14 protein-coding genes and 2 tRNA genes are annotated in these 20,373 nt (G+C 61.2%); 9 read left to right on the plus strand and 7 right to left on the minus strand.

Annotation, left to right across the window (positions count from 1 at the left end):
* Positions 1–91 precede the first annotated feature (91 nt).
* From B4L76_RS16325 to B4L76_RS16340, 4 genes are all read right to left on the minus strand, one after another.
* Positions 92–1,657, minus strand: a complete 1,566-nt coding sequence (locus tag B4L76_RS16325) for an ABC transporter permease (RefSeq protein ID WP_296233909.1) — start codon at positions 1,655–1,657, stop codon at positions 92–94.
* Positions 1,657–2,670 (minus strand): extracellular solute-binding protein, encoded by a 1,014-nt coding sequence (locus B4L76_RS16330; RefSeq protein ID WP_296233912.1) that lies wholly within the window; start codon positions 2,668–2,670, stop codon positions 1,657–1,659. The genes B4L76_RS16325 and B4L76_RS16330 overlap by 1 nt, the downstream gene beginning before the upstream one ends.
* Before the next feature lie 239 nt (positions 2,671–2,909).
* Positions 2,910–2,996 (minus strand) — tRNA-Leu (locus tag B4L76_RS16335).
* 88 nt (positions 2,997–3,084) lie between these two features.
* Positions 3,085–3,171 (minus strand) — tRNA-Leu (locus B4L76_RS16340).
* 271 nt (positions 3,172–3,442) lie between these two features.
* On the opposite strand from B4L76_RS16340, the gene rnr reads away from it, so the two are divergent.
* The 8 genes from rnr (at position 3,443) to B4L76_RS16380 (ending at position 12,993) form a co-directional block, all read left to right on the plus strand.
* A complete protein-coding gene (rnr, locus tag B4L76_RS16345; protein WP_296233913.1) occupies positions 3,443–6,019 on the plus strand; it encodes a ribonuclease R in 2,577 nt (858 codons plus the stop codon).
* On the plus strand, positions 6,016–6,762 hold the full coding sequence (gene rlmB / locus B4L76_RS16350) for a 23S rRNA (guanosine(2251)-2'-O)-methyltransferase RlmB (protein ID WP_170033004.1): 747 nt from the start codon (positions 6,016–6,018) through the stop codon (positions 6,760–6,762). Before rnr ends, rlmB begins: the two co-directional genes overlap by 4 nt.
* A gap of 246 nt (positions 6,763–7,008) precedes the next feature.
* Positions 7,009–7,434 (plus strand): 30S ribosomal protein S6, encoded by a 426-nt coding sequence (gene rpsF / locus B4L76_RS16355; RefSeq protein ID WP_013974420.1) that lies wholly within the window; start codon positions 7,009–7,011, stop codon positions 7,432–7,434.
* A 28-nt stretch (positions 7,435–7,462) separates the two neighbouring features.
* Complete coding sequence (gene rpsR / locus B4L76_RS16360) at positions 7,463–7,693, plus strand: 30S ribosomal protein S18 (protein ID WP_003249563.1); 231 nt, start codon at positions 7,463–7,465, stop codon at positions 7,691–7,693.
* Positions 7,694–7,726: 33 nt separating this feature from the next.
* A complete protein-coding gene (locus B4L76_RS16365) occupies positions 7,727–8,590 on the plus strand; it encodes a hypothetical protein (protein ID WP_296233920.1) in 864 nt (287 codons plus the stop codon).
* Positions 8,591–8,610: 20 nt separating this feature from the next.
* Positions 8,611–9,057 carry a 50S ribosomal protein L9 gene (gene rplI, locus B4L76_RS16370; RefSeq protein ID WP_003249568.1) on the plus strand — a complete coding sequence of 149 codons (447 nt, stop codon included), beginning with the start codon at positions 8,611–8,613 and terminating at the stop codon, positions 9,055–9,057.
* Between the two features lie 113 nt (positions 9,058–9,170).
* Positions 9,171–10,568, plus strand: a complete 1,398-nt coding sequence (gene dnaB / locus B4L76_RS16375; protein WP_170033000.1) for a replicative DNA helicase — start codon at positions 9,171–9,173, stop codon at positions 10,566–10,568.
* Positions 10,569–10,695: 127 nt separating this feature from the next.
* Positions 10,696–12,993: a YgiQ family radical SAM protein gene (locus B4L76_RS16380; protein ID WP_170032998.1), complete on the plus strand. Its 2,298-nt coding sequence runs from the start codon at positions 10,696–10,698 to the stop codon at positions 12,991–12,993.
* Positions 12,994–13,001: 8 nt separating this feature from the next.
* Here the strand turns inward: B4L76_RS16380 and B4L76_RS16385 are convergent, their stop codons facing one another.
* Entirely contained in the window at positions 13,002–17,204 is a 4,203-nt protein-coding gene (locus B4L76_RS16385; RefSeq protein WP_296233922.1) for a hypothetical protein, read from the minus strand.
* Between the two features lie 501 nt (positions 17,205–17,705).
* Between B4L76_RS16385 and azu the strand changes: the two genes are divergently transcribed.
* Complete coding sequence (azu, locus tag B4L76_RS16390; RefSeq protein ID WP_289133704.1) at positions 17,706–18,155, plus strand: azurin; 450 nt, start codon at positions 17,706–17,708, stop codon at positions 18,153–18,155.
* Between the two features lie 111 nt (positions 18,156–18,266).
* Here azu and nadE read toward each other — a convergent pair whose 3' ends face one another.
* Together nadE and pncB are read right to left on the minus strand one after the other, a co-directional pair.
* Positions 18,267–19,094, minus strand: a complete 828-nt coding sequence (gene nadE / locus B4L76_RS16395) for an ammonia-dependent NAD(+) synthetase (protein WP_296233925.1) — start codon at positions 19,092–19,094, stop codon at positions 18,267–18,269.
* A 3-nt stretch (positions 19,095–19,097) separates the two neighbouring features.
* Positions 19,098–20,303 (minus strand): nicotinate phosphoribosyltransferase, encoded by a 1,206-nt coding sequence (gene pncB / locus B4L76_RS16400; RefSeq protein WP_296233927.1) that lies wholly within the window; start codon positions 20,301–20,303, stop codon positions 19,098–19,100.
* Between the last annotated feature and the right edge of the window lie 70 nt (positions 20,304–20,373).

Here is a 20,373-nt window from a genome sequence, read left to right on the forward strand (position 1 = left end):
TGCCGGCCGGCAAGGCTCACGGGCCTGTCGTGCGGCGCATGCCATGTAACATCGCCTGACGGCCTCTTCGCGGGCAAGCCCGCGAAGCAGGTTACGCCTTGTTCAGATACATCCGCGTAGTCAGCAGGTAGACCGGCAACCCTGACACCACGATCAGCAGTGCCGCATAAGGCGCTGCTGCCGCGAACTCGACGTTGGCGGTATGGGCCCAAACCTCGGTGGCCAAGGTGGTCATGCCGGTAGGGCTGAGCAGCAATGTCGCGGTCAATTCTTTCATGGCATCCAGAAACACCAGCGCAAAGGCCGCTGCCATGGCCGGGAAGATGATCGGCAAGGTCACCCGGCAGAACGCGGCAAAGCTGTTCGCGCCCAAGGTGCGTGCGGCTTCCTCCAGCGTCGGCGAAGCCTTGTTCAACGCAGTACGCACAGGCGACTGGGCCAGTGGAAGGAACAGCAGCGCGTAGGCGAGCAACAACAAGGCCGTGGTCTGGTAAAGCGCCGGTACGTAGTGCAGGGCGAAGAACACCAGGGTCAGGGCGATCACCAGGCCGGGCAGGGCGTGCAGCAGGTACGGCAGGCGTTCGGCCCAGATCGCCAGGCGCCCTTTGTAGCGCACCACCAGGAAGCTGATCGGCAGCGCCAGCAGCACGCAGAAGCCCGCGCCGCCAAGCGAAACCGACAGCGAGGTGACCAGCGCCTTGGAGATGGCTGCCACCGGAAATGCCGCCGATGAGCCCACGCTCAGCCAGTAGCCGAGCATGGCCAGCGGAATGCCGCTGCCAAGTACCGCCAGGGCGACACAGAACAGCTGCGCCAGTACGCCCCAGCCGCGTAGCCGCACCAGCTGTGCGCGGCGTGCCACGCCCTGGCCGATGCGCACGTGGCGGGCCTTGCCGCGAACGCGCAATTCCAGCCACAGCATCACCAGGCACAGCGCCAGCAGTACTGCCGACAGCATGGCCGCATTGGCATTGCTGAACTCCAGTTCGAACTGCTGGTAGATCGCCGTAGTGAAGGTCTGCAGGCCGAGGATCGACAACGCGCCGAACTCCACCAGCATGTGCAAGGCAATCAGCAGTGCGCCGCCGAGCATCGACGGCCAAAGCAGCGGCAGGGTGACCTTGACGAACACGCCCCAGCGGCTGCAACCCAAGGTACGCGCCGACTCCTCCAGCGAGGTGTCAAGGTTGCGCAGGGTTGCGGCCACCGGCAGGAATACCAAAGGATACTTGGACAGGGCCATGACCAGGATCGCCCCGCCCAGGCCTTCGAAATCCGAGCTCAACGACACCCAGGTGAAGCTGCTGACGAACGACGGCACGGCAAAAGGCAGGCACAGCACCACACCCCACAGCCGGCGGCCGGTCAGGTTGCTGCGCTCCAGCAGCCAGGCCAGGGCCAGGCCGGCCACCAGGCAGGCCAGCGTTACCCCGACCATCAGCATCAGGGTGTTGCGCATCAACCCCCAGACAAACGGCCGCCACAGCAGGTGCAACGCCTCGCGCCAGCCGGCTTCCCAGGCTTTGATGGCGACATACAGCAGCGGCAGCAAGCTCATCGCCACCAGGAACAGCACAGGCAGCACCACCCAGATGGAGGGGCGCTTGCGGCGCGGTACGAAGCGTACCGGCACCGGCTCGGACAGGGCGGCAGTCATCAGAGCAGACCGACCTCGCGTTCAAGCTCGATGGCTTCCTCGGCATTGCCCAGGTCCGCAGGCGAAATCTTCGGCGGGCGCAGCTCTTCGAACGGTTTCAGGCCGCGGTCGGAAACCATGCCCTTGTGCAGCGGGTACTCGGCGGTGGTCTGGGTGATCACGCGCTGGCCTTCTTCGCTAGCCATCCAGTTGAGCAGGGCCTGGGCTTCCTTCGGGTGCTTGCTGGCCTTGACCGCTGCTGCATCGGAGATGGTTACCAGGTTGCCGGCATCGCCATCGGCCAGGTAGTACAACCTGGAATCGAGCTTGCCGCGCTCGCGTTCCAGGGCGTACCAGTAATAGTTGTTCACCAGCACCGCAGCGACTTCGCCTTTTTCCACGGCCTTCAGGGCGACCATGTTGTTGGTGTAGGTCTTGCCGAAGGCTTTCAGGCCCGTCAACCATTCTTCGGTGGCTTCACGCCCGTGCAGCTTCAGGATGGCCACAGCCTGCTCCTGGAACGCGCCGCTGGTAGGCACATAGCCGACGCGGCCGTCCCATTCAGGGCCGGCAAAATCCATGACAGTGGTTGGCAGGTCTTTCTCGTCGATCTTCTTCGGGTTGTACACGACGACGCGGGTGCGTGCCGTGACGCCCATCCAGGTGCCGTTGGCGCCTACGTACTCCTTGGGAAGCATGTTCAGCGTGGCATCGTCGATCCTGGCCAGCAGGCCCAGCTCGCCCAGATTGTTCAGGGGCGGAGACTCTTCGGTGTAGATGATATCGGCCGGCGAGCGTTCGCCTTCCTCGATGATCTGGCTGGCCAGCTGGTTGCTGCTGCCCTTGCGGATATTGATGTGGATACCGGTCTTGGCCTCGTAGGCCTTGGCGATGGCTTCGCCGATTTCCTTGTGCTGGCCGTTGTACATGGTCAGGGTGACCGGTGCATCTGCCATGGCGGCCGGAGCGCCGATGACCAGGCTCAGCACGGCGGCGGCCAAGGTACGCATCAGCGGTTGCGGGCGGATCGTCATGCGGGTACTTCCTCGCTTACGGCTACATATTTGGAAACAATGGTAAACGAAATCGTTTCTCAAGTGGCCGGATGAGGATAAATTCATGGGCAGACTTTGGGCGGGGCCGGTAGATCTTCGCTGATAGGCGGGCTTTGCAGGGTGAGATAGAACGCCGGAGCTAATTCGGCGAGCGAGAAGGGCGATACCAAAAATCGCAGGCAAGAAAAAACCCACTAGCAAGCTAGTGGGTTTTTGTATGGTGCCCAGGAGAAGACTCGAACTTCCACGACCGTTAAGTCACTGATACCTGAAACCAGCGCGTCTACCAATTCCGCCACCTGGGCAAAGCTTTACATCATCTGCAGAAGGCGACTATCGTTCGCTTTCACACAGTAGTAACAGATCCTTGGTCATCTGTTACTTGAAAATATTTGGTGCCCAGGAGAAGACTCGAACTTCCACGGCCGTTAAGCCACTGATACCTGAAACCAGCGCGTCTACCAATTCCGCCACCTGGGCACACATTCGAGATTAAAAGATGCTTTACAGCGTCGTTCATCTCTACTACAACTTCGGGGTTGTCCGTCGTTGTGGTGCGCACTATACGGACGGTCCGGGGGGCTGTAAACCCCCTGAGCAAAAAAAATTTCAAAAAATTCAACTTGTTGATTCCGCAGGACTATTCCTGTCCGCACGAGGTGCCGGTGGGGCTGTCCAAGCCTGACATTTCCGGTTTCAATACGCCTATGCCAGAATTCCTATCTATATACCCCAAGGTGAACCCCTTCTGATGGCCGATTGGCAATCCCTCGATCCCGAGGCCGCTCGCGAAGCGGAAAAATACGACAACCCCATTCCCAGCCGTGAGCTGATCCTGCAGCGCCTCGCCGACCGCGGCGAACCGGCCGCGCGCGAGGAGCTGGCGGCCGAGTTCGGTCTTCATGACGAAGACCAGATCGAAGCCCTGCGCCGCCGCCTGCGTGCCATGGAGCGTGACGGCCAGCTTATCTATACCCGGCGCGGCACTTATGCCCCGGTAGACAAGCTGGACCTGATCTGCGGCCGCGTCTCTGGCCACCGTGACGGCTTCGGCTTCCTGATCCCGGATGACGGCAGCGAAGACCTGTTCCTCAGCCCGGCGCAGATGCGCCTGGTGTTCGACGGTGACCGCGGCCTGGCCCGCGTGTCTGGTGTCGACCGCCGTGGCCGGCGCGAAGGCGTGCTGGTCGAGATCATTTCCCGTGCCCACGAAAGCGTGGTCGGCCGTTACTTCGAAGAAGGCGGCATTGGCTACGTGACCCCGGACAACCCCAAGATCCAGCAGGAAGTGCTGGTGACCGCCGGGCGCAATGGTGGGGCGAAGATCGGCCAGTTCGTCGAAATCAGGATCACCCACTGGCCAACCCCGCGCTTCCAGCCGCAAGGCGACGTTGTCGAAGTCATCGGCAACTACATGGCGCCGGGCATGGAAATCGACGTGGCCCTGCGCAGCTACGACATCCCGCACGTCTGGCCCAAGGAAGTGATCAAGGAAGCGCGCAAGTTCCGCTCCGAAGTCGAAGAGAAGGACAAGGAGAAGCGGGTCGACCTGCGCCACCTGCCGTTCGTCACCATTGACGGCGAGGATGCCCGCGACTTCGACGACGCCGTGTATTGCGAGCCGCTGGGCAAGCTGCGGCTGTTCTCCGGCGGCTGGCGCCTGTATGTGGCGATCGCCGATGTGTCCAGCTATGTGCGCCTGGGTTCGGCCCTGGACGTCGAGGCGCAGCAGCGCGGTAACTCGGTATACTTCCCCGAGCGCGTGGTGCCGATGCTCCCCGAGGAGCTGTCCAATGGCCTGTGCTCGCTGAACCCGCATGTCGATCGTCTGGCCATGGTCTGTGAAATGACCATGAACAAGGCCGGCCAGATGGTCGACTACCAGTTCTACGAAGGTGTCATCCACTCCCACGCCCGCCTGACCTACAACAAGGTCAGCAGCATGCTCGAGCACTCCCGCACCCGTGAGGGCAAGGCGTTGCGCGAGGAGTACAAGGCAGTGGTGCCGGACCTGAAGAACCTGTACAACCTGTACAAGGTACTGGTGGCCGCACGCCACACCCGTGGTGCGATCGACTTCGAAACCCAGGAAACCCGCATCATCTTCGGCGACGAGCGCAAGATCGCGGAAATCCGCCCGACCGTGCGCAACGACGCCCACAAGCTGATCGAGGAGTGCATGCTGGCGGCGAACGTGGCCACCGCCGAATTCCTGCAGAAGCATGGCGTGCCTGCGTTGTACCGCGTGCACGACGGCCCGCCGCCGGAGCGGCTGGAAAAGCTGCGCGCCTTCCTCGGCGAGCTGGGCCTGACCTTGCACAAGGGCAAGGACCCGTCGCCGAAGGATTACCAGGCCCTGCTGGCAAGCATCGCCGGGCGTCCGGACTACCACCTGATCCAGACCGTGATGCTGCGCTCGCTGAGCCAGGCGGTATACAGCACCGAAAACAACGGCCACTTCGGGCTGAACTACGAGGCGTACACCCACTTTACCTCGCCCATTCGCCGTTATCCGGACCTGCTGGTGCACCGCGCCATCCGCAGCATCATCCGCTCCCGGGTCGATACACCGCACGTCAAGCGTGCCGGTGCCATGAGCATTCCCAAGGCACGTATCTACCCGTACGACGAGAATACGCTCGAGCAACTCGGCGAGCAGTGCTCGATGACCGAACGCCGGGCCGACGAAGCCACCCGTGACGTGGTCAACTGGCTCAAGTGCGAGTTCATGAAAGACCGCGTGGGCGAGACCTTCCCGGGCGTGATCACCGCAGTGACCGGGTTCGGCCTGTTCGTCGAGCTGACCGACATCTATGTAGAAGGCCTGGTGCACGTGAGTGCGCTGCCGGGTGACTACTACCACTTCGATCCGGTGCACCACCGCCTGTCCGGCGAACGCACAGGACGCAGCTTCCGCCTGGGTGACACGATCGAAGTCAAGGTGATGCGCGTCGACCTCGATGAGCGCAAGATCGACTTCGAAGTGTCGGAAAACACCCTTGCCGCGCCGATCGGCCGCAAGCAGCGTGGCGCCGCGCCGGCTGCCGGCCAGGGCGAGCCGGCACCGGTCGAGGCCAAGGCCACGCCCAAGCCACGCAGCCGCAAGAGCGAGACTGCCGAGGCATACTTCCCGAAAGACGCCGTGCAGCGTAACGCCGAAGTGCGCAAGAGCCGGGAAATGAAGAAGGCGCTGATGAGCGAGGCGCGTAGCAGCGGCCATGCCGGCAGCAAGTCGGACAAGGGTGGCAAGTCCTCTGGCAAGCCGACCAAGCACCGAAAAGGCCCGCCGAAGTCCGGCGCACCACGCAAGAGCAAGAACAAGTCATGAGTCAGTTGGAAAAGATCTACGGCGTGCACGCCGTGCAGGCGTTGCTGCAACACCATCCGAAGCGGGTCAAGCAGATCTGGCTGTCGGAGGGGCGCAGCGAGCCGCGCATCCAGGCGTTGCTGGCGCTGGCCGCAGAAAACCGCGTGGCGGTTGGCCAGGCCGAGCGTCGTGAGCTGGATGCCTGGGTCGAAGGTGTGCACCAGGGCGTGGTTGCCGAGGTGAGCCCGAGCCAGGTGTGGGGCGAGTTGATGCTCGAGGAGCTGCTCGAGCGCAGCGAAACGCCGCCGCTGATCCTGGTGCTGGACGGCGTCACCGACCCGCATAACCTGGGTGCCTGCCTGCGTACCGCCGATGCGGCCGGTGCCACGGCGGTGATCGTGCCCAAGGACAAGTCTGCAACCCTGACCCCGGTGGTGCGCAAGGTGGCTTGCGGTGCGGCGGAAGTGATCCCGCTGGTGGCCGTGACCAACCTGGCGCGCACCCTGGAGAAGTTGCAGCAGCGTGGCCTGTGGGTGGTCGGTACTGCTGGTGAAGCCGAGCAGGAGATCTACCAGCAGGACCTGACCGGGCCCCTGGTGATGATCATGGGGGCGGAAGGCAAGGGTATGCGCCGGCTGACCCGTGAACATTGCGATTTCCTGGTGAAGCTGCCCATGGCCGGTAGCGTCAGCAGCCTGAACGTCTCGGTGGCGACCGGGGTCTGCCTGTTCGAGGCCGTGCGCCAGCGTCAGGCCAAACGCTGATCCTTGGCCGGCGCCGGCTTCTTCGCAGGTAAACTCGCGAAGAAGCCCGTGCGGGGGCAAAGTGTTTCCGGCTGTTCAAATAATCGCCAATTTCCTTGCTTGTGTGTTCCGCCTTCTCTACAATTGCGCCCCTTGCCGAGCTGGCAGGTGCGCATGTGCCTCTACTCCCTGGCAAGACACACCAGTGTCATTCACTCCTTGTCTGACCAGATCCACTGGCAGACTACTAACCCGTAAGGAGCATTCATGCGTCATTACGAAATCATCTTCCTGGTTCACCCGGACCAGAGCGAGCAAGTCGGCGGCATGGTTGAGCGTTACACCAAGCTGATCGAAGAAGATGGTGGCAAGATCCACCGCCTGGAAGACTGGGGCCGTCGTCAGCTGGCCTACGCAATCAACAATGTTCACAAGGCTCACTACGTGATGCTGAACGTTGAGTGCACCGGCAAGGCCCTGGCCGAGCTGGAAGACAACTTCCGCTACAACGATGCCGTTATCCGTAACCTGGTCATCCGTCGCGACGAAGCCGTTACCGGCCAGTCCGAGATGCTGAAGGCTGAAGAAAACCGCAGCGAGCGCCGTGAGCGTCGTGAGCGTCCTGAGCATGCTGAATCCGCCGACGGCGACGACAGCAATGACAGCGACTCCAGCGATAACGCTGACGAGTAATCCACGGACCTTTAGAGGAGCCTATTAAATGGCACGTTTCTTCCGTCGTCGTAAATTCTGCCGCTTCACTGCTGAAGACGTGAAAGAGATCGACTTCAAAGATCTCAACACCCTGAAAGCTTACGTATCCGAAACCGGCAAGATCGTTCCAAGCCGTATCACCGGTACCAAAGCTCGTTATCAGCGTCAGCTGGCTACCGCTATCAAGCGCGCCCGCTTCCTGGCCCTGCTGCCCTACACCGACAGCCACGGCCGCTGAGACCGGGTCGTCGACAAGCAGTAAGGGATTAGCATGCGAGCGTTAGCAAGTTTCATCATGCGCGGTCGTGTGCAGGCCACCCTGGTGGTGGTCATCAGTGCGGTATTGCCGCTGCTGTTCTGGTTGAGTGCCGCTGCCGGCAGCCTGGTGCTGCTGCGGCGTGGGTTCAAGGATGCTACTACGGTCATCGCCGGCGGCCTGCTGGCCGGGCTGGCCGTGTGGGTCATGGGCGATCCGATCACCTTCCTGGTGATCGCGGGTGCCCTGGGCCTGGCTGCGCTGCTGCGCGCCGAGCATCCCTGGAGCCGGGTGTTGGTGGTCAGTGCCGTGTTCGCCGTGGCTTTCAGCCTCGTGCTCGATCTGGCGCTGGCGCAAACCTTCGACGGGTTGGCCAAGGCGTTTGCCGAAGCCATGCCGAAAATCGAAGGGCAACCGGTGCTTTCCGGTGAGCTGATCCGCCCTGTGCTGGTCGCTTCCACAGCAGTGACGGTGCAATTGTTCAGCGTGTTGGCCCTGGTGCTGGCGCGCTACTGGCAGGCAGCGTTGTACAACCCTGGAGGCTTCGGACGCGAGTTTCGCGCCCTGAAGTTGCCGAAACAGACCATGGCGGTCTTGGTGGCAGTGATGGTGGTGGCCCCGTTCATCGGGCCGCAGTTCATCGTCCTGGCATCGGCCTCGAGCCTGGTACTGGTGCTGGCCGGCATCGCCTTGATGCATGGGCTGGTGGCGCAGGGCCGACTGGCCGGTTTCTGGCTGGTGGGGATGTACGTGACGTTGCCGCTGATCATGCAGCTGATGTATCCGTTGCTGGTGGTCTTGGCCATTGTCGACAGCCTGATTGATTTTCGCGGTCGCAAGTCCCCCAAGGGGAATGACTCCGCGAACGGTGAAGGTTAAAAGTTAAGAGGTTTTACCAAATGGAACTGATCCTGCTGGAAAAAGTCGCTAACCTGGGCAACCTGGGCGACAAAGTAAAGGTTAAGGCTGGTTACGGCCGTAACTTCCTGCTGCCATTCGGCAAGGCCACCGTTGCCAACGCCGCCAACCTGGCTGCGTTCGAAGAGCGTCGTGCCGAGCTGGAAAAAGCAGCCGCTGACAAGAAAGCTTCGGCTGAAAGCCGCGCTGCCCAACTGGCCGAGCTGGAAGTGACCATCACTGCCACCGCTGGCGACGAAGGCAAGCTGTTCGGTTCGATCGGCACCCACGACATCGCTGACGCACTGACCGCCTCCGGCGTTGAAGTGGCCAAGGCTGAAGTTCGTCTGCCGAACGGCACCATCCGTCAGGTTGGCGAATACGACGTAGCCGTGCACCTGCACAGCGACGTTGAAGCCACCGTACGTGTGGTCGTCGTAGCTGCCTAAGCTGCGCTGACTGGCTGGCTCCTCGTGAGCCGGGCGGTTAACATCGGGCACGGTCCTGTTTTCGACAGGCCGTGCCCTTTGTCTTTTTCATCCTCAAGAATTCTTTCGTGGCCATGAACGAGATCACCACCCCCGAACAGCTTGACCTGCAAACCGCAGCCCTGAAGGTGCCGCCGCATTCCATCGAGGCCGAACAGGCCGTGCTCGGTGGCCTGATGCTGGATAACAACGCCTGGGAGCGGGTACTGGACCAGGTATCGGACGGAGATTTCTACCGGCATGACCACCGCCTGATCTTCCGTGCGGTGCACAAGCTGGCGGACGCCAACCAGCCCTTCGACGTGGTCACGCTGCATGAGCAGCTCGACAAGGAAGGGTTGTCCTCGCAGGTCGGTGGCCTGGCCTACCTGGCCGAACTGGCGAAGAACACCCCGTCGGTGGCCAACATCAAGGCCTACGCCGCGATCATTCGCGAGCGTGCCACCCTGCGTCAGCTGATCAGCATCAGTACCGATATCGCCGACAACGCATTCAACCCGCAAGGGCGCAATGCCGAAGAGATTCTCGACGATGCCGAGCGGCAGATCTTCCAGATCGCCGAGGCGCGGCCGAAAACCGGCGGCCCGGTAGGGGTCAACGAACTGTTGACCATGGCCATCGACCGTATCGATACGCTGTTCAACTCTGACAGCGACATCACCGGTGTTTCCACCGGCTTCACCGACCTCGACGAGAAAACCAGCGGCCTGCAGCCGGCCGACCTGATCATCGTTGCCGGCCGTCCGTCGATGGGCAAGACCACGTTCGCCATGAACCTGGTGGAAAACGCCGTACTGCGTACCGACAAGGCGGTGCTGGTGTTCTCGCTCGAGATGCCAGGTGAATCGCTGATCATGCGTATGCTCTCCTCGCTGGGCCGTATCGACCAGACCAAAGTGCGTTCCGGCCAGCTGGACGATGACGACTGGCCGCGCCTGACCTCGGCCGTGAACCTGCTCAACGACCGCAAGCTGTTCATCGACGACACCGCCGGCATCAGCCCTTCGGAAATGCGCGCGCGCACCCGGCGCCTGGCTCGTGAACACGGCGAAATCGCCATGATCATGGTCGACTACCTGCAGCTGATGCAGATCCCTGGTTCGGCCGGTGACAACCGTACCAACGAAATCTCCGAGATTTCCCGCTCGCTCAAGGCCCTGGCCAAGGAGTTCAACTGCCCGGTGATTGCCCTGTCGCAGCTGAACCGCTCCCTGGAACAGCGGCCGAACAAACGCCCGGTGAACTCCGACTTGCGTGAATCCGGTGCGATCGAGCAAGACGCCGACGTGATCATGTTCGTCTACCGCGACGAGGTGTATCACCCCGAGACCGAGCACAAGGGCGTGGCGGAAATCATCATCGGTAAGCAGCGTAACGGCCCCATCGGCTTCGTGCGCCTGGCGTTCATCGGCAAGTACACCCGCTTCGAGAACCTTGCCCCGGGCATGTACAACTTCGACGACGACGAATAACCGGCGCGCGCAGGAGCGGCGTTGTTCATCGGTATCCATGAATCCGACAACCATCGTCGGATTTGGTCAAAATTTGTGCTATATTCCGCGCCCGCGATTTTCCTGCACACCAGAACCGGTCACTGACATGCAAGCAGCCAAACCACTCTACGACTATCCCAAGTACTGGGCCGAATGCTTCGGGCCAGCACCTTTCCTGCCGATGAGCAGGGAGGAGATGGATCTGCTCGGCTGGGATTCCTGCGACATCATCATCGTGACCGGCGATGCCTACGTCGACCACCCGTCGTTCGGCATGGCCATCATCGGCCGCCTGCTGGAGGCCCAGGGCTTCCGCGTGGGCATCATCGCCCAGCCGAACTGGCAGTCGAAAGACGACTTCATGAAGCTCGGCGAGCCGAACCTGTTCTTCGGCGTGGCTGCGGGCAACATGGACTCGATGATCAACCGCTACACCGCGGACAAGAAGATCCGTTCCGACGACGCCTACACCCCCGGCGGCCTGGCCGGCAAGCGCCCGGACCGCGCCAGCCTGGTCTACAGCCAGCGCTGCAAGGAAGCCTACAAGCACGTGCCGATCGTGCTGGGTGGCATCGAAGCCTCGCTGCGCCGGATCGCCCACTACGACTACTGGCAGGACAAGGTGCGCCATTCGATCCTGATCGACGCCAGCGCCGACATCCTGTTGTTCGGCAACGCCGAGCGCGCAGTGGTCGAAGTGGCTCAGCGCCTGGCCAGCGGCGAGAAGATCGAAAGCATCACCGACGTGCGCGGTACTGCCTTCGTGCGCCGCGATACTCCCGAAGGCTGGTACGAGATCGATTCCACGCGCATCGACCGCCCGGGCCGCGTGGACAAGATCATCAACCCGTACGTGAACACCCAGGACACCCAGGCCTGCGCCATCGAGCAGGCCAAGGGCGAGGTGGAAGACCCGAACGAAGCCAAGGTGGTGCAGATTCTCGACAGCCCGCGCATGACCCGCGACAAGTCGGTTATCCGCCTGCCGTCGTTCGAGAAGGTGCGTAACGACCCGGTGCTGTATGCCCACGCCAACCGTGTTCTGCACCTGGAAACCAACCCCGGCAACGCCCGCGCCCTGGTGCAAAAGCATGGCGAAGTGGATGTGTGGTTCAACCCGCCACCCATTCCCATGACCACCGAGGAAATGGACTACGTGTTCGGCATGCCGTACGCTCGCGTGCCGCACCCGGCCTATGGCAAGGAGCGCATCCCGGCCTACGAGATGATCCGTTTCTCGGTGAACATCATGCGCGGCTGCTTCGGTGGCTGCACCTTCTGCTCGATCACCGAGCACGAAGGCCGCATCATCCAGAACCGTTCGCACGAGTCGATCCTGCACGAGATCGAGGAGATGCGCGACAAGGTGCCGGGCTTCACCGGCGTGGTTTCCGACCTGGGCGGCCCGACCGCCAACATGTACCGCATCGCCTGCAAAAGTCCTGACATCGAGAAGCACTGCCGCAAGCCGTCGTGCGTGTTCCCGGGCATCTGCGAGAACCTCAACACCGACCACAGCTCGCTGATCGAGCTGTACCGCAAGGCGCGTGCCCTGCCAGGTGTAAAGAAGATCCTGATTGCTTCGGGCCTGCGTTACGACCTGGCCGTGGAGTCGCCGGAATACGTCAAGGAGCTGGTCACCCACCATGTCGGTGGCTACCTGAAGATCGCCCCGGAGCACACCGAGCGTGGCCCGCTGGACAAGATGATGAAGCCGGGCATCGGTACCTACGACCGCTTCAAGCGCATGTTCGAGAAGTTCTCGAAAGAGGCGGGCAAGGAGCAGTACCTGATCCCCTACTTCATCGCCGCGCACCCGGGCACCACCGACGAAGACATGATGAACCTGGCCCTGTGGCTGAAGGGCAACGGCTTCCGCGCCGACCAGGTGCAGGCGTTCTACCCGTCGCCGATGGCCTCGGCCACGGCCATGTACCACTCGGGCAAGAACCCGCTGCGCAAGGTGACCTACAAGAGCGAAGGCGTGGAAATCGTCAAGAGCGAGGAGCAGCGCCGCCTGCACAAGGCGTTCCTGCGCTACCACGACCCGAAGGGCTGGCCGATGCTGCGTGAAGCGCTGCAGCGCATGGGCCGCGCCGACCTGATCGGGCCGGGCAAGCACCAGCTGATCCCGTTGCACCAGCCGCAGACCGACAGCTACCAGAGCGCGCGCCGCAAGAACTCGACCCCGGCGGGTAGCCACAAGGTGGGCAAGGAGCAGAAGATCCTTACCCAGCACACCGGCCTGCCGCCACGTGGCAGTGATGGCAGCAAGCCGTGGGACAAGCGCGAAAAGGCCAAGGCCGAGGCGTTTGCGCGCAACCAGCAGGCGGCCAAAGAGCGCAAGGAAGCGGGCAAGGGTGGCAAAGGCAAAAAGCCGCGTCAGCCCGTGATCCCACGCTGATCAATGGTTCAGTGCCTATTCGGCAAGCCTTCGAACACCCGTAGGCTGCCGTTGCGCATCAGGCTCTGCAACTTGAACAGCACTTCGGTGCACGAGGGACAGACTGGCAGTTTCGAGTACAAGGTTGCTGAGCTGATGGTTTCGAAGTCGATGCCATCAGCCTTGAGCTTTTCCAGAATGTGGTTTTCCGAATCACGCATTCTGGGGTTCGGGTCGCTTTTGACAAACTTCCACGGTGTCGATGTATCAGGAAGCGCAAACGAGGGCTTGCGCCTTCTCAGTTCGTTGCGGGTCGGTTGCGCATCGATATAGCGAGTACCGTCCGGGTTGACTGCGACCTTCCCCTCTCTCCGCCATCCGGCAAAGCTTGCCGAATCTGCCCCTTTGATGAAGCGCGTAAGCTTTGTTTCGAACCCATTGCCTGCGTGTCCCGACACGCTGAAATAGACTGCGGATGTGGTGGGCGTGGTATTGAAGGTGACTTTCAGGTAAGCCAGGTTCTGTTGATTGGCAATGGCCCTGACGACTGCGGGTTGGGTTATCCGGTCGATGTCGTAGTGTCGCCGCGGGCTGAGAATCCGATCGAGCTGGGTGGCAATGTCACTCAGGTCCGAGTGGGCTGTGCGTTGGCTGACCGTGCTCCATGACTGTGCTGCAGCTCGCGTAGCCTGGTTCAGGCGCAGTTGAGTGAAGTGGCAAAACAGCGCAGCCTGTGCCGCCGTAGTGCCCATGTCGAAATGGTTGCTCATGAACACATCGAACTGAGGCAGGCCACGATAATTAGCCAGGTGTTGGGTGACTTTCGCAAGCTGCGCGTTCAGTTCTTCCGCGCGCAGCGGAAGGATCTTCACATGGGCGTCGTAACTGCCGGCGTAGATCAAGGCGAGAGTGTCGTTCTCATCGGGGGATGCCGGGATGGGGCGGTTCGGGCGGAACTTCGCAAGCGTCACCACGCCATCGCCCGGACTCCAGCGCCCGCTGTAGTAAACGCCGGGGTCAACACGTGTCACCAGGAATGTGACGCCATCCGAGCGGCGGGGGGCGAGCACCGCAGAGAGCGTGTGGCTTTCGCTGAAACCTGTGTAAATACCGCCCCGGATCTTGATTGCCTTGAACACCTCGTTGCCGCCGAGTACCTCTACTTCGATGGTGGGATTGTACTGGTCATAGCTCAGCGCCCTGTTTCTCGGTATTTGTCTCGAGTTTCGAAGCCGCCATCGCATGCGGTCGAACACGTACTTGTGGTTCTGCGTCTGTACTGTCCGGTCGTTGAACCACGGCACAACATCACGGCCTGAAGTATGCTCGCGGGGAAACGTTCCGCTGCCAATCAGGCAGACAATCCTGCCAGGACCCTCGCGCAGGCGGCGACAGTGGGACAGGTTCGCCAGCGGTTTCTGAATTTGTAGCGAGGCGCGGTCGACTCGCTGTAGTTGCATGTCGACCCGTTTGTATAACAAGTCTTTGGACTTCAGAAAAAGATCGTCCCCCCAGCGTACCCACTGCTTGGACAGATCTGGCAATGAATCGACGATCTGCGCTGTTGCGCCACTGCCATTGATCGGCAGCACTTCGGGCGGCCTCAGGCTCAGGCTGCCGAAATCATCGATTTCCACGAGCCTTGGCCCGTAGGGTCTGGCGGTGTGAAGGTCGACCAGATAACGGGCAGAGGCGCTCTCGTGGCCTGATTGCACCCATTGGGTGACAACCCTGGTTTGCTGTTCTACGCGGCGTAATTGGTAACCAGGCTGTTTTTCCGGGTAATCGCCTGCAAGGGTGGGTTTTACCCGCGTCATGCCGGCACTGTAGTTCTTTACCCTGTCCAATGTTTTCCTGACGGTTTTTACGGCAGTACGTAGTTGACGAAGTGCGCTTGCCGTCAAGCGCAGGATTTTCGGCCCAGCGCTGGCCGACAGGTGTACCAGTCCGTAAAACGGGATGACCACGCCTGCGATGTTGTGGCTGGCGACGATCAACAGTCGAGTGAACGAGCGCGTCAGGGCGGGCACGGCCAGGCGCGCGCTGATATAAGCTGCACGAACGCCGGAGTTGGAGCCGATCATGATGGTACGCAAGGCAACGGTGTGCAGTTGCTGCAGGGCGACACGGCTGAGGGAGCCAATTTGTCTCAAAGGCGTTCCAATCGTGATCAGGTCCATCAGGCTGGTTCCGATGCCATGACGTATCAGCCCGGGCCGGTCTTCCCTGACTCCCTGGATGATGTCCTCGACGGGCTTCCAGAATGGGATGAACGCCTTGAGCAAGGTGTATAGCCGATTTGGCGCCTCACTGTCGGTCATACCCTTGGCCTGCTGACGAAGGCTGGCTGTGTTTGCCAGGAAGTGAGTTTCGCAGGCCAGGAAGGCGAAACGTTCGAGCAGGTGCTGGAAGGAATAGTGGCTGCCCGGGATGTGAGCGATGCGTTGGATGATGACGCTGGATTTCTGCCCGCTTCGCGGCAGTGCCAAGCCCTGATAGGCATCCCAGTCCAGCGCCTGGCGAGTGCCTGAGTGCCAGCCAGGGTGGCTGTTAGAGCCTAACGGGTTGCCGTGGAGCGGCGCGGGATAATGGATCTGGCCCCCTTCACTGAATTCGAACTCGCCACGCCGAATAACTTCCCCCGCCAGTGGGAACACTTCGTAGCAACGTCGCTTGCCTGCCTTGACCACACGTAGCAGCAACCCGGCGCGACCGACCAGGTGGCTGGTGCCAGCTGTCTCGTCATAGCTGACCGTTCGCCCACTCGCCACCCTCACCTGAAACAGTTCAAGCTCAGCCTGGTCAATGAAATGGCGCTCTGAGGCGGGCAACTGGGCGAGCAGCTCCGTGAGCTGCCACTTCAGCGCAGTTTCAAAACTGGCGAGCCATGTGTCGAAATCCTTCTCGAACTTGGCGCTGATGTCCGGCAGGCCCAGTGATCCTAGGCTTCGGCTGTTCAATGGGTTCCAGGTCGCGAAATCGCCGGAGGTATAGACCTCCCAGGCCGGACGTGAGCGGTCTCTGTCCCAAGTGACGAAGCCTCCGGCGCCTTTGATGGGCTCCATCGAATAGCACGGTGTGTCCGGGTCGACGCCATACTTGAGTAATTCGGCCTTGGCCATCTCGAAACGCACAGGCATGGGGGTGGCAAGCGCGGTATTGCTGCCGATCAACTGTGCCTGGTAAGCATTGAAGTCGACATGCGCCTGCTTCACATCAGCGTCACTGAACGTCTCTGTCGGTGAGAAGGAAATCTTGCCGTTGGCCATTGCCCATTCCAGCACTGGCTGCGCGGTCGCACTCTCGTACAGGGTGACAAAGTCATCCGGATGACGCTTTTTCAACGTGTTGGGCAGCAACAGGATTTCAGTACTGGACCTGCGTCGTGTGTCGCCTGGACTGAGCAGTTCGCTGAGGTTCACGGCACTCTGGAAATGAACCCACCATGCACTGCTGCGATAAACCATCTCGCCCGGCAGGTCGCTGATCTGGAATGCTGCCGGGAAACGGGGCATGAGCAGATAGCGCGCAAGCGGCAGGTGGCCACGATATGTCAGTGAACCAGCGCTGAGCAGATGCTGGTCTAGCGCGCTGAAAATCTCGTCGATGGTCATGCCTGCATGGCTGGCATCGGTGAAATTGAAGCCCAGCAGGTTGTTGTCCGGGTCCAGGGCCAAGGCCAGGCAGTGGCGCAACAGTTTCAGCCAAAGAATAGGGGACTGGGGTTCGCTGGCGTCCGAACCCAACCACTGCAAGGTTTTCTGGACACGGGCCACGAGATTGCGCATGCACGGCGCTTGTTCGGCATCGGCCAGCAACGTAGCCGGCTGGTGGAACCTGTCTTGAATATTCGCTTCCTTGGCCCAGGCTTCAAGAATGGTATCGAATAGAATGCCCTCGCCCGGTTCGAACGCTGTGACCATCTCGGCCACAATCAGTCGGTTCTGGTCGATGCTCAACAGTGGGTGAGCCTCGGCACTATGGCGGATGAGGTGGTCGAGCAGCAGTTCCTGCAGCTTGATCAGGTGCACGTGCAACGCCTGCAGCGCCGTTGCCGAGGTGGGTATGGGCTGGCCTATCTGCCTGAGTGCGTTTACGGCCCATTGCTGCCTGCCGAAGTCATCCGGCGACTGTAGTGTCGTACAGTACTCGCGCAGGCGTGCGATATTGTCGAGTCTCGGGGTGTTCCACGCGGCGTAGGGTGGAGTGAAGGGAGGCGTGATAGTGTTCATGGCTGAAACCTGAAGCTGGTGGTGCTTCAAGTTCAGCAATGGTCAGCCGGCTTGGTGTGTTAGTTATTCATGCAATTGCCCAGGCCCGGTTCGTGTTGCACCCATGTTGGCAGCGCCGGCGACTCGATCCGTGCCATTGCGTCCAGTAACTCATCGGGCTGCTGCGCCAGCAGCATCGCCCGATGTAAGCCCATGCCCTACAATCCAGGGCAGGTTTCACTCCGGACGGGAGAATTCGCAGATCGCACCCGTCGCGCCATGGGCGTAGGCCGCAAGCAGGCTGTTCATCAGGCTACCAAGGGTCATTTCGTATTGCTCCTAAATGAGAGGTTGTCCCATCGTCCAGTAAAAGGGCATGATGTGCTCTTGAATTGGTTGTATACAATCGATTGAACAATTCTACTAGCCGGCCGCTTGACAGCCCCTTGACCCACATCAGCAAGGGGCGCAACGGTTTCAGGCAGTCTCGCAATTGATAAAACCCTGCCAAGGAGATTCATGATGTTTGCGAAAGCTGTAGCGGTATCCCTGCTGACCCTCGCCAGCGCCTCTGTCTTCGCAGCCGAGTGCTCGGTGACTGTCGACTCGACCGACCAGATGTCCTACAACACCAAGGAAATCACCGTCGACAAGAGCTGCAAGGAATTCACTGTCAAACTCACCCACTCCGGTAGCCTGGCGAAGAACGTCATGGGTCACAACCTGGTAATCAGCAAGACTGCCGACATGCAGGGGATTGCCACCGAAGGCATGAGCCAAGGCCTGGACAAGGACTACATCAAGGCAGACAACGCCGCGATCATCGCCCACACCAAGATGATCGGCGCGCCTGAAAAAGAAACCGAAGTGAAGTTCGACACCAGCAAACTGGAAGCCGGTGGCGACTACAGCTTCTTCTGCACCTTCCCGGGCCACATCTCGATGATGAAGGGCAAGGTCGTCGTCAAGTAATCAAAGCCTGACGGTGAACCCTGTGGGAGCGGGTTCACCCGCGAATGCGTCGGTGGCTTTACCATCGTATTCGCGGGTGAACCCGCTCCCACAGGTCTTTCTACAGCCTGATCAAGGGGCGAACGGCAGTTCGCGCTTGTGCTGGGTCTTGCGGTAGGTGGCGACGATGATGTCGAACGCTTCCTGGTCAACCGGCTGCCCATGCAGGAAGGCATCGATCTGCTGGTAGGTCACGCCATGTGAGGCTTCGTCCGGCTTGCCCGGGGCCAGGTCTTCCAGGTCCGCAGTCGGCACCTTCTCCACCAGTGATTCCGGCGCACCAAAGCTGCGCGCAATCGCCCGTACCTGGTTTTTCACCAGCCCGCTCAGCGGCGCCAGGTCGCAGGCCCCATCACCGAACTTGGTAAAGAAGCCCATCACCGCTTCGGCAGCGTGGTCGGTACCGATCACCAGGCCCCCGCGTGCACCGGCCAAGGTGTACTGGGCGACCATGCGGGTGCGCGCCTTGACGTTACCGACGACGAAATCCACCAAGGTCGGCGAACCGTTCTTCAGTTCCTCTACTTCGCCAGCCAGGGCTTTTACCGCCGGGGCGATATCGATGGTGTGTACTTCATCGGCCTTGATCACTTCCAGGCAGGCCTGGGCGTCATGCTCGTCATGCTGGACATGGTAAGGCAGGCGCACCGCGATGAAGGTATAGGCCTTGTCACCGGTCTCGGCACGCAGCTCGTTGATGGCGCGTTGGGCGAGCAGGGCAGCGGCCAGCGAGTCGACGCCGCCGCTGATGCCCAGCACCAGGGTCTTGAGCCGGGCATTGGCCAGGCAATCCTTGATAAACGCCACGCGCCGGGCCACTTCGGCGTCGAGCGCGGCGGCGTCGGCGAACGGCGGCTGAACCTTCAGCGCCTGGGCAATCTCTTGCTGAACCGCTTGCATGGGTTACTCCTTGCTGGGGACTTTGAATACGTGGCGCATATAGGCGACGAAGTTGTCGTCGCGGCATTGGGTCTTGGCGGCTTCATCGGAAATCTTCGCCACTGGCGCGCCATTGCAGTCGGTCATTTTAAGCACGATGCTCATCGGCGCCACGCCCGGGATGTCACAGGTGAGGTTGGTGCCGATGCCAAAGCTCACGTTGATGCGACCGCGCAGCGCGCGGAAGATTTCCAGAGAACGGGTCAGGTTGAGACCGTCGGAGAACACCAGGGTTTTGGTCATCGGGTCGATCCCCAGTTTCTGGTAATGAGCGATGGCCTTTTCTGCCCAGGCCACTGGTTCGCCGGAGTCATGCCGCAAACCGTCGAACAGCTTGGCGAAGTACAGGTCGAAATCACCGAGGAAGGCATCCATGGTGATGCAGTCGGTCAGGGCGATGCCGAGCAGGCCACGGTACTCGCGCACCCAGCAGTCCAGCGCGGCGATCTGGCTGTCGATCAGGCGCGGGCCGAGTTGCTGGTGGGCCATGATCCATTCATGGGCCATGGTGCCCAGTGGCTTGATATCCAGTTTCCATGCCAGGTCGACGTTGCTGGTGCCGACGAAACGGGCCGGGAAGTCGTCGCGCAGCACGCGCACCACCTCTTCCTGCACGCGGCTGGAAAAGCGTCGGCGGGTGCCGAAGTCGGCCACTTGCAGCTCGGCCAGTTCATCGGCGCTGGCATGTGCGCGCAGCCAGTCGAACTTGCGGTATAGCTGGTCGCGCGCTTCGGCCAGACGCATGCGAGGGTGCAGGTGGCGGTTGCGCACTTCGCTGATCATCGCCAGCAGCGGCACTTCGAAAAGGATCACATGCAGCCACGGGCCTTTCAGGCGCAGGAACAGCTGGTTGTCTTCTATCCCCAGGCGCACGTAACGCAGGTTGAAGCGGAACAGGCGCAGAAAGCGCAGGAAGTCGGGTTTGAGGAAGCTGATGCGTTCGAGAAAGGCCAGCTGGCCGTCGTCCAGGGTAAGGTCGCTGAGCTTTTCCAGCTGGTTGCGGATCTCGCCGAGATAGGGGCGAAGGTCTTCGCCGTTGCGGCAGCGGAATTCCCATTCGACGTCGGCGTCCGGGTAGTTGTGCAACACGCCCTGCATCATCGTAAGTTTGTAGAAGTCGGTGTCGAGCAGGTTGTGCACGATGCGCTCGGCAAATGCGCTCTCGCTCATCAAGGGGGCTCCGGAAGCGGCGAATGGCGGACATTGTGCCAGCCTTTTGCGCCTTGTTGTGGCTGCGCCA

Source organism: Pseudomonas sp. UBA4617 (genome assembly GCF_002386445.1).
Taxonomy (GTDB): domain Bacteria; phylum Pseudomonadota; class Gammaproteobacteria; order Pseudomonadales; family Pseudomonadaceae; genus Aquipseudomonas.